Origin of the sequence: Paraglaciecola marina, from assembly GCF_004360155.1 — a bacterium.
Taxonomy (GTDB): domain Bacteria; phylum Pseudomonadota; class Gammaproteobacteria; order Enterobacterales; family Alteromonadaceae; genus Paraglaciecola; species Paraglaciecola marina.
On the sequence record NZ_SAIS01000007.1, the window covers coordinates 52,099 to 67,142 of the forward strand.

Consider the following 15,044-nt stretch of genomic DNA (forward strand, 5'->3'; position numbering starts at 1 on the left):
TTGATCTTTATCTTTTTATTCTACTAGGTGTTCAACATTTCATCTCTGTACCTTAAAAACTTTGAAGTGCTTATTTTTATTGGTTATTTTCTTATGATTTCTGGTTTGAAATTCCCTTTGGCCCAGAGTTTGCTTTGTGGAAATTAGAATCAAAGTCAACGATGACTTAAAATAAAAGATTCAACGGATAACGACGTCCATAAATTTATTAGCTAGCGCTAGTGAATTTATGGACGTTTTTTTTTGCTTAAAAATCACACATAAAATCAAAATACGAGGGTTAAACATGTCTTACTTAGAACCAAAAGAGTTTGCCACCAAAATGGTAGACGCCGGTGAACAGAAAATTTTTATGTCCACCAAAGATACATTAGTTAGAGCATTTATGGCTGGTGCCATTCTAGCTTTAGCTGCGTTTTTTGCGATAACTGTCATTACTAAAACAGGTAATCCTTTGCTTGGGGCAATTCTGTTTCCAGTAGGCTTTATCATGCTTTATTTAATGAAATATGACTTGTTAACAGGTGTATTTACTTTGGTACCTCTTGCGGTAATCGATAAAAGACCTGGCTGTACTGTGAAAGGTATGTTGCGTAATTGGGGATTAGTTTTTTGTGGAAACTTTGCAGGTGCCTTAACTACTGCATTTTTCGCTTCGTTTATTTTAACTTACGGCTACCAGATAGATGGCGGTGCCGTTGCTGAAAAAGTGGCGACTATAGGTGAATCCCGAACTCTAGGCTATAAAGAGCAGGGGATTTTAGGTTGGTTCACTATCTTTATCCGCGGCATGTTGTGTAACTGGATGGTATCTATGGGTGTGGTTGGTGCCATGATCTCTACTTCTGCTGGTGCTAAAATGGCGGCAATGTGGATGCCTATTATGTTGTTCTTCTATATGGTGTTTGAGCACTCAATTGTAAACATGTTCCTTTTCCCATTCTCTATGATCATGGGCGGTGAGTTTGCTATTTCTGATTACCTAATATGGAATGAGATCCCAACTGCACTAGGTAACTTAGTGGGTGGTTTCTTATTAGTTGGCTTACCTATTTACTATACGCACGTGCGTGAAAGTAAAAAGCGTAGCGCTTAAGTTTCCCTTTGGTACTTGCTGACCTAGCTATAGTTCAACAGCCTATTGGTTTTAGTCAGCAGGTATCATTTTTTATTTTTGAATATAAGAGAGTGATGCAATGAATCGTAATGAAGTTACTGAACTTATTGTTTTACAAAAACAACTTAAAAACATGACTTGGCCACAACTGGCTGAAGCGGTGGGTCAAAGTAAAGAGTGGACTACCGCTGCCTTATTAGGGCAAATGACTTTAACAGTTGAGCAAGCGACTAAAGTAGGTGAGTTATTAGACCTGCCCGCAACAGCCGTCGCGCAATTACAAGTGGTTCCATATAAAGGTTCGTTGCCAACAGCAGTGCCTACGGATCCCCTGATTTATCGTTTTTACGAATTAATCAATGTTTATGGAACTACATTTAAAGCGCTCATTCATGAAGAGTTTGGTGATGGTATTATGAGCGCTATAGACTTTGACATGGACTTAAGCCGTCAAGAAGATGCAAAAGGTGATAGAGTCAAAATTACCATGACAGGTAAATTTTTACCTTATAAAAGTTACTAACATTTTGTATAAACAGTAAGGAACCTCACGCCATGCCCAGTCAATTAGTTGTTTCGGTGGGGCAGTATTCTGATAAAGGCCGCAAAGCGGTGAATCAGGATTTTTATGGTGTGATGGTGCCGACTGAGCCTCAATTATCTACCAAAGGTATTGTTGCTGCCATTGCAGATGGTATTAGCAGTAGCGAGGTTAGTCACATTGCCAGTGAGTCTTCAGTCAGGAGCTTATTGGATGATTATTATTGCACTTCAGAAACCTGGTCCGTTAAAAAGTCTGCTGAGCGAGTACTTACTGCAAATAATACTTGGTTACATTCTCAAACCGAAAAGAGTGAGCATAGGTTTGATAAAAATAAGGGCTTTGTTTGTACCTTAAGTGCTTTGATTATTAAGTCAAATACCGCTTACACCTTTCATATTGGCGACAGTCGCATCTATCATTTTCGAAGTGGTAATGGAGTGTCATTAACGGCAGATCACCGTACATGGGTGTCTAATGAACAGAGTTACCTCAGTCGTGCTATGGGCATGTTTAGTCAGCTAGAGTTAGATCATGATTCCCTGAAAGTTGAAAAAGGGGACGTGTTTATTCTTGCTACAGATGGTGTATATGAGTGCGTAGATAAAAATCTAATGTACCAATTTATAGATAATAATTCAGCTAACTTAGACGAAGCCGCTGCTAAAATAGCGGAGTATGCTTTGAATCAAGGCAGTGATGATAACCTAAGTGTACAAGTGGTTAGACTTGATAACTTGCCTAGTCAAGATGTAAATGAGCGTGTTAAAGAACTGACAGTATTACCTTTTCCTCCTGTAATGGAGGTACGAGAAGAGTTTGATGGCTTTAAAATTTTGCGAGTCTTGTACTCAACTAGCCGCAGCCATGTATATTTAGCTGAAGATTTAATTAGTGGTTCTGATTTACCTGTGGTGATAAAAGCTCCATCCATTGATTTGAAAGATGAACCTGCTCATCTTGAACGTTTTTCAATGGAAGAGTGGATCGCTAAACGTATCAATAGTGCCCATGTACTTAAACCCTGCGACGTGACTCGTAAACGAAACTTTTTGTTTACAGCATTTGAATTTATAGAAGGCCAAACACTAACCCAATGGATGAGAGACAATCCTAAGCCTAGTCTGCAGAGTGTCCGAGAAATAGTGGCGCAAATTGCTACAGGATTACAAGCGTTTCACCGCTTAGAAATGCTGCATCAAGATATTCGTCCAGAGAACATCATGATTGATAAGTCGGGTGTGGTGAAAATAATTGATTTTGGCTCTACTAAAGTGGCTGGTTTGATGGAAATGACTCAGTCTATAGAACATGAGAATATTTTAGGCACAATGCAATATACCGCTCCCGAATACTTTTTAGGGGAAGCTGGGACACCACGATCAGATTTGTTTTCCCTTGGGGTCATTACTTATCAGATGTTAACAGGGAAATTACCTTACGGCACGAGCGTCTCCCAAGCCCGCACTAAATCAGCTCAAAATAAGTTGCGATATCAAACCGCATTACATGATGATCGAGAAATACCTGCTTGGGTAGATGACACCTTGAAAAAAGCAGTGCATCCCAATCCTTATAAACGTTACCAAGAATTATCAGAGTTTATTTTCGATTTAAACCAGCCTAGTAAAAGTTTTTTAAGTAAAGCCAAACCACCTCTTATTGAACGAGATCCTGTGGTGTTTTGGCAAAGTATATGCGTCATTCTTATCTTGATTATCATGTGGCTGTTGGCTAAGTAACTTAAGTGCTTCAGACAGTATAATATGTGTAGGTGTTTTGTGATAATTAGTTAACTTTGTTAGGTGTTTGCCGTTAAAAGCATTTAGTTTAGTTGTGATTCTTAGGATTTTAGCATGTTTGATGATGGCGAATTTATAGATAAAAAAATGTTGGTTCTTATAGTTGAAGATGATCCCCTTAGTGCGGTCATCTCAATGCAAGCATTGGATGGTATCTATCAGACACACCATGTTTCTAGCGGCTTAGAAGCAATAGATTTTTGTCAAAATATTGCTCCAGATTTGGTATTGATGGATTTCAATATGCCAATAATGAGTGGTTTAGAAACCTGTAATACTTTAAAACGCAAATTTGCAACCAAGGATATTCCAGTATTTTTTATAACTGGAAGAACTGACCCTGAATCAGAAGATGAGTGCTGGGATGCGGGGTGTGTTGATTTTATTGCCAAGCCGTTTTCGACACAAACTTTAAGGCATAGGGTGATGTCTTTTCTATCAATGAAAGCTTCAACAGATAAACTTAAACATCTTTCTATATCTGATGAGTTAACTAGTATCCCTAACAAACGATTTTTCGATGGTTTCTTTTTTCAACAGGCTAAGCTAGCCGCTAGAAACAATACGACACTTGGTTTATTAAAAGTGGATATTGATTATTTTAGACAATACAACGAAGAGTACGGCCAATTTGAAGCTGATAACTGTTTAAAAAAAATAGCTAAAACCTTAGCCAACTTTGCCCGTAGGCCCACAGATTTTGTGGCTCGTTTGGAACAAGACAAGTTTGTTTTAGTTTTGCCAGATACAGACTCTACAGGTGTCGAATATATTGCGAATTGCTTGCTAGAGACCATTCGAAATTTGAGTATTCCACATCAACCTTCGCCCTTAGAAATAGTTACTATATGCATAGGTGGTACGGTTGTTGGTGATGGTTCATTAGATATAAACCCTATCATTGGTAGGGCTGAAGATAGTTTGTATCAGGCTAAAGAAAATGGCCGAAATACGTATGTTATCGCCTAATGTTTACCCCAAAAGCAAACCTTGGTCATAGGTTTACTTTTGGGATTAGTATTTTGCTTAGATCAGTTTATTTACTAGTGTTTAGCTGCGTATTCTTCGTTAATTTTCCAAACTCGCATAAAATTACCACTGAGTATTTTTATGATGTCACTGTCGCTATAACCACGATCAAGTAAGCCTTGAATTAGGTTTGGGTAAGTTGATACATCTTTAAGGTCCGTTGGTAATGAATCACCAACACCATCGTAGTCAGAACCAATCCCCACATGGTCTACACCTATTAACGCTACTACGTGATCAATATGGTCTAAAACACTATCAAGTGTGGCGTAAGGTAGAGGGTTCTCTTTACTATATTTGTCAGCAAAAGCTTTAAATTCTGCAGTGTCTTTACCTAACTTTTCTTCTGCAGCTTTGCGGTCTGCCCCGCGTTTTTTACTCCAAGCATTGGCGTTTTTAGTAACAAAAGTAGAGCCAAAGTTAATTTGAATTACGCCGCCATTTTTGCCCAAAGCTTTAATCATCGCATCATCCATATTACGCTCAAAACCAGGAGTAAACTCACGTAGTGATGAGTGGGATGCAATAACAGGCGTTTTACTGATTTCAATGGCTTGATAAAAAGCATCATCGGATACGTGAGATATATCCACTAAAATGCCTAGGTTATTCATTTCTACAACTAACTCTTTACCGAAAGGGCTAAGGCCATTCCATTTTCTACGTAAATCGTAAGATGAATCAGAGATATGATTTGCCAGAGAGTGAGCGAGTGTGATGTAACGAATGCCTCGGTCATAGAAGTGTTTCAGGTTAGCTAAATCACCTTGAATAGGTGAGCCGTTTTCCATCCCTAAAGGTAAAGAGATTAAGCCTTTTGCAAATTGTTCTTCTACATCAGATGTGCTGGTAGCGATTGCAAACTTATCAGGAGCACGGCCAACGATAGCTTCCATATAGTCTATAAGTTTGTCGGCTAATTTAGTTGAGCCTGCTGAGTTGTCTAAACTGGCTGGAACATAAATAGACATAAAAGGAGCATTTAGACCCCCTTGCTTGGCTCGGGGATAATCAAAGTCACCTCCTTCAGTGGCTTTAGTGACATCTACCCATTGTTTTTCAACGCGATAAGGTACGTCGATATGTGAGTCAATAATGATATTCTGTTGGGCTAATTGATGGGCCTTGTCACTGACTTCTATCGCTGTCGTTTGCCCTACATATAAGGCCGAAGCAATTAATAAGCCGCCCAGTTTTATTTTGGTTTTAATTGTTTTCAAAGAATAGTCTCCCGCTATTTTTAATGGTTGTAGCAACCACTAACAGAGTTAGAGGTGCTTTGGACGTTATATTTGTGTTTGGTGTTAATGCAGTTTATAGATTGGCCTCATAAAGTAAAGTCAGCTTTAATGTAGTCATTTGATTGTGTTCTTATTTTGATTTTGCTTTTATAGATGCACAAGATTTGACATTTGATGATTAACAAGCATGGGTTTTAAGTGACCAATTTAAGAAAAAGTAACCTTAAGAAACTTCCTGTTAAAACATTTGATGTTTTAGTGATTGGGGGCGGTATAAATGGCGCGGTTTCTGCCGCTGCTTTATCTGCAAAAGGTGTGAAGGTGGCACTAGTGGATAAAGAAGATTTCGCGGGTTTCACCAGTTCTAACTCGTCGAATTTAGCTTGGGGCGGTATCAAATACTTAGAAAGCCATGAGTATGCATTGGTCAATAAGCTGTGTAAAAGCCGTAATCATCTGATGGAGAGCTATCCGTCAACGGTGAAAGAAATCCGTTTTTTCACTAGCATTCATAGAGGTTTTCGTTTTCCAGTATTTTTTATCTACATGGGGACTCTTTTATATTGGGCGATGGGTCGTTTTTTTACGAAAGTTCCAGTTTACTTAAAGCCCAAGAACCTTAAAACATTAGAGCCCGTGTTGAATACTCAGAATGTGGTGGGTGGGGTTGAGTATTCTGACGCTTATTTACATGACAATGACGCTAGGTTTGTTTTTAATTTTATTCGCTCAAGCATGAGTTATGGTTGTATCGCAGCCAATTACGTTGCCGCAACAAGCTATAAAAAAGTTAATGATGAGTGGCATACTCAGGCTAAAGATAACTTGACCGGTGAGGAGTTCATTATTCGGTCTAAGGTTATCATCAATGCCGCAGGACCTTTTGTTGACTTGCTTAACCACGTTAATCATCAGCAAACTGAACACCAACATTTGTTCTCAAAAGGCATTCACCTGATTGTTGATAAGATCACTGATAGTAATAAAGTACTGACGTTTTTTGCTGATGATGGGCGTTTATTTTTTGTGATACCAATGGGACCTAAAACCTGTATTGGTACCACTGACACCCAAGTGGAAGACCCAAACGCAAAAGTAACGGCTGACGACAGGCAATTTGTTTTAGATAACGTAAATAAGCTTTTAGATTTACCCAAGCCATTGACTCAGGCCGATATTATTGCTGAACGCTGTGGGGTGCGTCCCTTGGCTATTAAGGGGGCTGAAGGTACTGCTGACTGGGTACAATTATCTCGTAAGCATGCCATTGATGTTAATCAGGCTGATAGCTACCTGTCTATCTTTGGAGGCAAACTCACTGATTGTATTAATGTGGGCGATGAAGTAGCAAGCATAGTAAAAGATTTAGGTATCGAGTTCCCCTACCAGAATTACAAATGGTACGGTGAGCCTGACAGTACCGTTCGAGATGAGTTCTTTCATAGGGCTCAGTTAATGGATTTTGACTCTCTTACCCCTGCCTCCTCAACTGAGCCCTTAACCACTCGGTTTTGGCGTCGCTACGGCCGCAATGCTATTAATATGTTAGAGAAAATTCGAGAAAACCCTGCTGAAGCCGAATTATTGATTGAAAATTCTGAGTACCTTAGAGTTGAAATTGAGCATGCTGCAGAGAGAGAAATGGTTACTAAGTTAGAAGACTTTTTACGCCGCCGCTCTAAAATTGCGTTAGTTGTGCGTCAGGCTGATATTCTGGCTGATCCAGGGTTACGAGAAGCATGTGAAATATTATTTGGTGATGAAGCTGAGGCTAAGTTACAAGAATATATGCAGTCCGTTACTTAGTATTAGGGAGCTGTCATTCATATATTGAGAAGGGTGAAGCGGTAAAAGTAAATCACCTATTTAGGTTTTTGAGTTCTAAACAGGTGATCTATTCAGCAGTTTAAATTAGGCCGCAGCGGCTACTTTACGTTTGGTCGCGCCAAAAAATGCAATATAGCAGTAGCATAAGACTAAACATAAAAATGCAATACTTAGCCCACTACCCGTAGATAAACCGTTCGCATCGGTTCCAAAAGTATCTGCAATTGTGCCAGTTATCTTAGGAATGAATGCCCCACCTACAATTGCCATAACCAATAATCCTGAGGCTTGTGCTTTTAAGTTATCTAACCCATCTAATGCTAAGCTGAAGATAGTAGGGAACATGATAGAGTTAAATAAACCCACAGCTAAAATTGCAAACATAGCGGTAACGCCGCTAGCAGTAACAGAAATAACAATCATGGTACTTGCCAATAAGCCAAATATCATTAGCAGTTTACCACTACTGATAAAGCGCATTAAAAACGCTCCAACAAAGCGCCCAATCATAGCCCCACCCCAGTATAAGGTGACAAATGAGCCTAATACGGCATTAGCATCAACCTCTGTGATGTCTTTTCCAATCAACAAAAATGAAGATAAATTACTTAAAAATGAACTGTTTTTAATCGTGTCGATTACTTGTAACTCTTGGAAGTAGTTAACCAAGAAACTCCCGATAGACACCTCTGCGCCCACGTACATAAATATTGCGAGTACGCCTAATAGAAACTTTTTATGTTTAAATAATTGAGCGTAGCCGTCTTTAGGCGCTTGTTGAATCAGTGAAGGTAAGCTTTTAAAGCCAAAAATAGCTGCTAGAGCAAATAGAACAAGCGCGATAATGACAAAGGGTTGCTGCACTGACAAAGCTTCACTTGCATAATACTCAACCTTAGCGGCTTCACTTAATTGGTTAATACTATTTGCATCTAAAACTGTATCACTTAGCAAGAACAAAGCGCCTGCGATAGGCGCAAGTAGCGTCCCAAAGCTGTTAAAAGCTTGAGATAAATTTAACCTGCTAGAGGCCGACTCTTCATCACCTAGTAAGGTAACATAAGGGTTAGCAGCCACTTGTAATAGGGTAATGCCTGCGGCTAAGGTGAAAAAGGCGGTGATGAATATCCAAAATTCTCTGATGCTTGCGGCAGGATAAAACAGTAAACACGCCAGACCCATAACTGATAAACCCACCACTATACCTTTTTGATATCCAATTTTTTCTAACAAAAAACTAGAAGGGATAGCAAAACAAAAGAAGGCACCAAAAAACGCAAATTGCACCATGATTGATTGACCATAAGTCAGTTCAAATACGTCTTTTAGTCTAGGTACCAGCGCATCGACTAATACTGTTATGAAACCCCACATAAAGAAGAGTATGGTTAAAAATGCAAAGGCAGATTTATAATTATTTTTTGAACCCATCTAATCGTTTCCTGATTTTCGTTTGGTTATAAAGCCAGCACTTTATTATGTTGATTGGCTTTGATTTTTATTAATGTGGAAGATACGTTACTCGCACCTATTAACACAAGTAATTGATGCAGATTAACAAAATGCTAACATCTAGACGTTTAGTGACCAAGTAGAAGACGTTGAGCGGTACTCGAAAACAGGATGAAAGGTTCATTTAGTGTTAGTTTGCATAAGAAAACACTTAAAGGTAACGTATTAAGTACTATTCCAGTTATCACAGACTTTTTTATGAGGGGCAGTTATGAATTCTAAAGCCTGGTTAATGCTATGTGTCATATTCATGGTTTCATGTAGTGATGACCTTGCAAACGATTCTGCAGTTAAATTGGTTACTGTATATATTAACACCGCTGAAACCCAATGTAATGATGATGGCTTAAGTTTAGAAGAGACCTCTTCTTATTTAACAGATGCTAATATCGAATTCACTGAGCCCCAGTGCGGTTATATTACAGGTGCGAACTACCCAGCAGTGTGTGGTGGAGGCACTAGTAATATTTATATTTTTACTATTCAGGAACCAGATTTGCTGGAATCTGAAAACTTAGGGTTTGCTGGTTTGTCTAGTTTAGACTCATCCCTTGGTTATGAAACTGTAAATTGCTCCTGATCATAAACAGGTTATTTATGGGTACCAACTGGGCCTAACCCTTAAGTTGAAGGCTGGCGGGGTGCTTTTTTTTACATTAGCTGATTACAGGGCCTTTCTATTTTCAAATAAAAATTGTTGGTATCTGTTTTTTACTTGTAAACGAGATAATCATCCCCAGATCGATTTGAGCAAAACTAGCTAAAGCGGTAAATTATATCGTTTTATCAAAAAAATAATTAGAGAATTTTCCAATGACAATGAGTTACATCCCGCTAGATAAAAATAAACATAAAGATCTTCACGTTAAATTAAGTAGTGACTTTTCCCATGCAAAAGATTCACATTTAGCAGCCGCATCTATTCGTGAATATGCTCAGTTAGCCAGTTGTATGCCTATCATCTTCATCAAAGATCCTAAAAGCAGTACTACCCACAGTGTTGTGATGTTAGGTATTGAGCAAGGCGTTAACTTGTTTGCAAAAGAAAGTAGATGGGAAGGGCATGTTGTGCCTATGAACATTCAACGTTATCCATTTGATGTTCGTCCTGATGGTGAAAAACTGGGTGTGTATATTGATGAAAATTCGGACTTAGTTGGTACAGAAGGCGAGCCTTTATTTGTTGATGACGCAGCTAGCCCATATCTTGAAAACAGACAAAAATTATTGTCTGAGCTAACCAATAGTGAAATGGCAACTCGTAAGTTTATTGCTAAATTAGAAGAGTTAGGCTTATTTGATCCAATCGTAATTCGTGCTCAGTATGTGAATGGTGAAAAACGTAACATCAATGGTATGCAGACTATCAGTGAAAAGCGCCTTCAAGAATTAGATTCAGAGCAAATACTTGAGTTACACAAAAGTGGTTTCCTAGGGGCAATCTACGCAGTATTAATGTCATTAGGTCAGCTTAACCGCTTAGTACAATTGACGGCTGATAGTGACAATCCCGTACACTCCTTGCAGCTTTCTTTAGACAAACCTGAAGAAGCTACTGCTTAATAGCCTTAGTTCATAAGCATAATTTTAAAACCCGTTACAGCTAGTTTGTAACGGGTTTTTTATTGTCCAAAATAAATAGTGATTACCTAATAAGCTATCTCGATGTGCTTATTTTCAGGTATTATGGCTAGTAAGTAACGTCAGCAATGGTTAAGTCATGTTTGCGTTTCTAACGTACTGAAAAGTTGAAAATAATAATTAGCCCTCTGAATTGGATAATAAAGTTTAATTTCTTTGAAATTTTTTATCCTGAACTAAGGTTATACAGAAACTCAAATCATTGAGTCGAGCGTTAAGGTATAAGATGTTAAGAAGTCCAGTGGTTTTAAGCTGCATTGTGTTGTTATGTCTGTGCAATCACACCTTCGCGAATGAAAAAGATCAGGTTAAATTACAGCTTAAATGGAATACTCAATTTCAATTTGCTGGCTATTATGCTGCTTTAGAAAAAGGCTTTTACGCGGAGCAAGGTATTGAGCTTACTATTCTTCAACCTAATTTTATTAAATCCACGGCAGATTTAGTTCTTGATGGTGAAGCAGAATTTGGGGTGGCGGATTCTAGTTTAGTGTTAAGTCGTTTAAATAATAAAAAGGTAGTGGTTTTAGCCGCTATATTTCAACATTCGCCTGCAATGTTACTAACTAAAAAAGCCGATAATATTTTGGGTCCATTCGAACTAGCAGGTAAAAATGTAGCACGTAGGCCTATTGAAAGTGATGCTGCGGTAACTGCAATGTTAGAAGTTGAACATGTCAATCTTTCTAATATAAATGAAGTCTATTATACCAGAGATGATTTAGGGTTATTGTCTGACGACGTAGATGCTATGACAGTATATTCAACAGACCAACCGTTTTTGTACCATGAGTTAGGTATAGCTACCCATCTAATTAACCCCTTAAATTATGGAATCGACTTTTACGGCGATATGCTTTTCACCAGTGAAGCCTTACTAAGAGAAAACCCAGATGTAGCCATGCGTTTTAAAGCTGCCTCTATTAAAGGGTGGCGTTATGCTTTTGATCACACCGAAGAGGTTATTGATTGGTTGAAAAACAAATACGGTGCTGATAAGTCGATTGAGCATCTTAGGTTTGAAGCCAGGGCCACAAAGGAAATGGTATTGCCTGATTTAGTTGAAATTGGGTCATTTAATCCAGATAGATTTGAACGCATTGCTAACATATATATCGGTCAAAATTCAGAACTTGAAGGGCGTGAGCTTACTGGAATTGATTATCGGTACCACACTAACAGTGTCATTTCTGCCCTATGGGTTAAATGGATTATTATTATCGCGGCTGTTTTAGGGGCGTTGTTAGTTCTTTTTATATTTTTAAGCAAAAGGTTGCGGACGTTAGTGAATGAGCGCACCAAAGCGTTACAACGTACTAAGCTAGATTTGCAACACTATGTAGACATAGTAAATAAAAATATCATTATATCGACGGTCAATATTGATAATTACATTACCGATGTTTCTCAGGCTTTTTTAGATATTTCGAAATACTCACGTGAAGAACTAATTGGACAACACCATAGTATTATTCGCCATCCAGATATGGCCGCTACTATATATGAAAAAATGTGGGAGACGATTCACCGCGGAGCGAGTTGGAAAGGTGAGCTTAAATGTTTAGCCAAAGATGGCAGTGTGTTTTGGGTCGAAGTGGTAATGGAGCCAGATCATGATGAGCATGGAAATGTGATTGGGTGTACTTCTATCCGCCATGATATTTCTGATAAAAAGCGTATTGAAAAACTATCGGAAACAGATCATCTAACCGGGTTATTTAATCGAGCCAAAATAGACACCTTCTTTAATTTAGAAATGCAAAAATTTTATCGATATAGACAAGATGTCTCTGTGGTGATGTGTGATATCGATAATTTTAAAACTGTAAATGATATGTACGGGCATCAACTGGGTGATAATGTCTTAATCGAAGTGGCAAGGGTTCTCTCTAGTAACATTAGAGAAGTCGATATAGTCGGCCGCTGGGGCGGTGAGGAGTTTATGATTATTTGCCCGTCTCAAGATATTCAAGGTGCCATGGCTTTAGCTGAGAAGCTACGAATGTGTATCGCAGCGTCAGAATTTCCAGAATTAGGCAAAGTCACTGCTAGCTTTGGTGTAACAACCTCTAAAATTGACGAGGATGAGACCCGAGAATCGATTGTAAAGCGCGCCGACGAGGCTTTGTATATAGCTAAACAATTAGGGCGAAACCGAGTCATTCATAGCTAGTTGAGTATTTAATTAGAACTTCATTATTGGTAGCAAACTATTGAAGTCATCGGTCCATATTAACTGATTCGAAGTATAAGTTTTTAGTGTTTTTTCGACCAAGTTTGTCTTAGCTGATGCTTTAAAAGATTTATCATTGGTTATCACTACCCACTCGCTTCCATAGTCGTACTTGCTTACTTTAGAGGTAGTAAAGTAACTGGCTGTCTTATTGTCATATTCAGCTAAAGCAAATAATAGTGGCACTAAATCGACATGGTTATTGGATGTGTGTATGACTAGCAAACCTTTATCTTTTAGGTGCTTCCAATATATTTCATAGGCTTCTAACGTTAATAAATGACTCGGTATTGCACCACTTGTAAAAGCGTCAATGATTAACACGTCTAGTAGGTTTTTAGATTGTTTGGCCTTTGGTCTTATTAGTGCTTTTGTCAAAGACACACGACCATCACCCATAACTATTTGGATGTCAGCTTGTGTATTTTTGAGATAATCAAATTGAGATTCGGCTAAAAATTTAACCGCAGGGTTTAACTCATAAAAGGTGAGATGGTCAGACGGACGGCCAAATCCTGCAAGTACACCTGCACCTAAACCAATCACCGCCATATTTATTGATGTTCGCTGTTGAACATGCTTGAGCGCTAGGTTGATACCTGTATTTGGCCCATAATAAATTTTTGTAGAGTCTATAGCTGTGTTAAACAATTGCTCACCATGAACAGTTGTGCCATCCACTAGCCTGCGGGATATACCGTGTTCAGTTTTGACTTCTTTGACACTTAAGTAGCCGTAAAAATTTCGGATGTTAGCAATGTCATAACGAGAATAAACATGACTAAGGGCATAGTAAGATGCAGGTAAAATCAATAAACCTAGACACCAAGCCATGCCTTTCGCATTTAGCGTCTTAATCGATTGAGGGGAATAAATCACACCTAAAATCAAAAAAGTGCCAAATATAGCAATAGGAAACTCTGTTAATTGCTTAAATAGCTGTGGAGCAATGACGCTAACAAATACCCCACCTAACATGCCCCCTAGTGCCACGTATAAATAAAACCTGGGTAAATCATGTGAAGACGGCGCTACTTTTCGTAGTTCGCCATGACAAATGACAGCTACAACCAGCAGAATAAAATTGTACATGGCTATTTGAGAAAGACTGTTAAATTGACTACCAAAAAAGAACATTAACAAGCTAGCTAAGACACAAAATGGAAAAAGTGTCAGCCAAGGACCTTTTTGATATATGTTAAGGTTTGAAAAGCCAATGATATAACTTAATAAATACAGACTTAGCGGCACTATCCATAATAAGGGGCTAGGGCTGATATTCAGCGTGAGAAGTTGAGTTATGCTCAATAACAAAACCACGGCAAGCAAGGGTAATACCATCCACAATGCTTTTGATTTTAGAGATGGTGTGTTGAAGTGTTCAGGAGTTAGATTGCTATGTTTATCTGAGCTCGTCTGAGAATTATTGTAAGTTAAGTGCTTAAATACAGCAAAATTATGATGGCGATATAAATTTAATATCAATATTAAATTGAAAACAACGAAGCTCAAATAAGTGTATGACCAAATTAACTTTTGCTGAGCTAAGCCAATATAAGGCTCGATTAAAAATGGATAACTTAATAGTGCAATTAATGAGGCTAAATTAGACCAAGCGTAGAAAGGGTAGGCGCCAGTTTCTTGGTTACAGTGTTTTGAATACCAATGTTGCAAAAGTACACTAGTCGAAGACAGTAAATAGAAAGGAACACCAATTTCGAGAAACAATGAGACTAAAATTGAAGCTTCAGGAGTTGAAATCTTGGCTAAATATGGGGGTGTTTTTAATAGGTTAGGAATTAAAGATAATGAAAAAAGTAAAAATAAAGCCTGTAATTTAAGTTGGGATTTTACATTTTTAATGAAACTCATACAAAATGCGTGAGCATAACCAAGTAGTAACATGCTTTGAAAAAACAGCATAGATGTGGTCCAGACTGAGCTGCCCCCCCCCCAAGTTGGCAGTAAATTTTTTGCTAGAATAGGTTGAATTTGGAATAGTAAAAAAGCACTGGTGATTATGGTAATTAAGAATAAAAAATACCGCATTTATACATCTTTTTGTTAAAATTTAGACTGGATTTAAAATGCAATTTATCTA

General features: G+C 38.2%; 11 protein-coding genes. 8 read left to right on the plus strand and 3 right to left on the minus strand.

All coding sequences use genetic code 11. From position 1 onward, the window contains the following. The first annotated feature begins 286 nt into the window (after nt 1-286). The 4 genes from EOK74_RS11130 to EOK74_RS11145 all read left to right on the plus strand — a co-directional run bounded on the left by EOK74_RS11130 (nt 287) and on the right by EOK74_RS11145 (nt 4,429). Nucleotides 287-1,096 carry a formate/nitrite transporter family protein gene (locus tag EOK74_RS11130; RefSeq protein ID WP_133470085.1) on the plus strand — a complete coding sequence of 270 codons (810 nt, stop codon included), beginning with the start codon at nt 287-289 and terminating at the stop codon, nt 1,094-1,096. A gap of 100 nt (nt 1,097-1,196) precedes the next feature. After that, on the plus strand, nt 1,197-1,640 hold the full coding sequence (gene cynS / locus EOK74_RS11135) for a cyanase (RefSeq protein ID WP_133470086.1): 444 nt from the start codon (nt 1,197-1,199) through the stop codon (nt 1,638-1,640). A gap of 32 nt (nt 1,641-1,672) precedes the next feature. Next, nucleotides 1,673-3,400: a bifunctional protein-serine/threonine kinase/phosphatase gene (locus EOK74_RS11140; RefSeq protein WP_133470087.1), complete on the plus strand. Its 1,728-nt coding sequence runs from the start codon at nt 1,673-1,675 to the stop codon at nt 3,398-3,400. Between the two features lie 114 nt (nt 3,401-3,514). Beyond that, on the plus strand, nt 3,515-4,429 hold the full coding sequence (locus EOK74_RS11145; protein WP_133470088.1) for a GGDEF domain-containing response regulator: 915 nt from the start codon (nt 3,515-3,517) through the stop codon (nt 4,427-4,429). A 74-nt stretch (nt 4,430-4,503) separates the two neighbouring features. Here the strand turns inward: EOK74_RS11145 and EOK74_RS11150 are convergent, their stop codons facing one another. Continuing rightward, nucleotides 4,504-5,700: a dipeptidase gene (locus tag EOK74_RS11150; RefSeq protein ID WP_133470259.1), complete on the minus strand. Its 1,197-nt coding sequence runs from the start codon at nt 5,698-5,700 to the stop codon at nt 4,504-4,506. Between the two features lie 228 nt (nt 5,701-5,928). Between EOK74_RS11150 and EOK74_RS11155 the strand changes: the two genes are divergently transcribed. Next, nucleotides 5,929-7,536: a glycerol-3-phosphate dehydrogenase/oxidase gene (locus EOK74_RS11155; RefSeq protein ID WP_133470089.1), complete on the plus strand. Its 1,608-nt coding sequence runs from the start codon at nt 5,929-5,931 to the stop codon at nt 7,534-7,536. A 105-nt stretch (nt 7,537-7,641) separates the two neighbouring features. On the opposite strand, the gene EOK74_RS11160 is transcribed toward EOK74_RS11155, so the two are convergent. Further along, on the minus strand, nt 7,642-8,988 hold the full coding sequence (locus EOK74_RS11160) for a sugar MFS transporter (RefSeq protein WP_133470090.1): 1,347 nt from the start codon (nt 8,986-8,988) through the stop codon (nt 7,642-7,644). Nucleotides 8,989-9,280: 292 nt separating this feature from the next. Between EOK74_RS11160 and EOK74_RS11165 the strand changes: the two genes are divergently transcribed. The 3 genes from EOK74_RS11165 (at nt 9,281) to EOK74_RS11175 (ending at nt 12,883) form a co-directional block, all read left to right on the plus strand. Beyond that, the gene (locus EOK74_RS11165; protein ID WP_133470091.1) at nt 9,281-9,649 is read left to right on the plus strand and encodes a hypothetical protein; all 369 of its coding nucleotides are present in this window, start codon (nt 9,281-9,283) and stop codon (nt 9,647-9,649) included. Nucleotides 9,650-9,882: 233 nt separating this feature from the next. Next, nucleotides 9,883-10,632 carry a SapC family protein gene (locus EOK74_RS11170; protein WP_133470092.1) on the plus strand — a complete coding sequence of 250 codons (750 nt, stop codon included), beginning with the start codon at nt 9,883-9,885 and terminating at the stop codon, nt 10,630-10,632. A 304-nt stretch (nt 10,633-10,936) separates the two neighbouring features. Continuing rightward, nucleotides 10,937-12,883, plus strand: a complete 1,947-nt coding sequence (locus EOK74_RS11175; protein ID WP_133470093.1) for a diguanylate cyclase — start codon at nt 10,937-10,939, stop codon at nt 12,881-12,883. A gap of 12 nt (nt 12,884-12,895) precedes the next feature. Here the strand turns inward: EOK74_RS11175 and EOK74_RS11180 are convergent, their stop codons facing one another. Beyond that, entirely contained in the window at nt 12,896-14,992 is a 2,097-nt protein-coding gene (locus EOK74_RS11180) for a spermidine synthase (RefSeq protein WP_133470094.1), read from the minus strand. Nucleotides 14,993-15,044 lie beyond the last annotated feature (52 nt).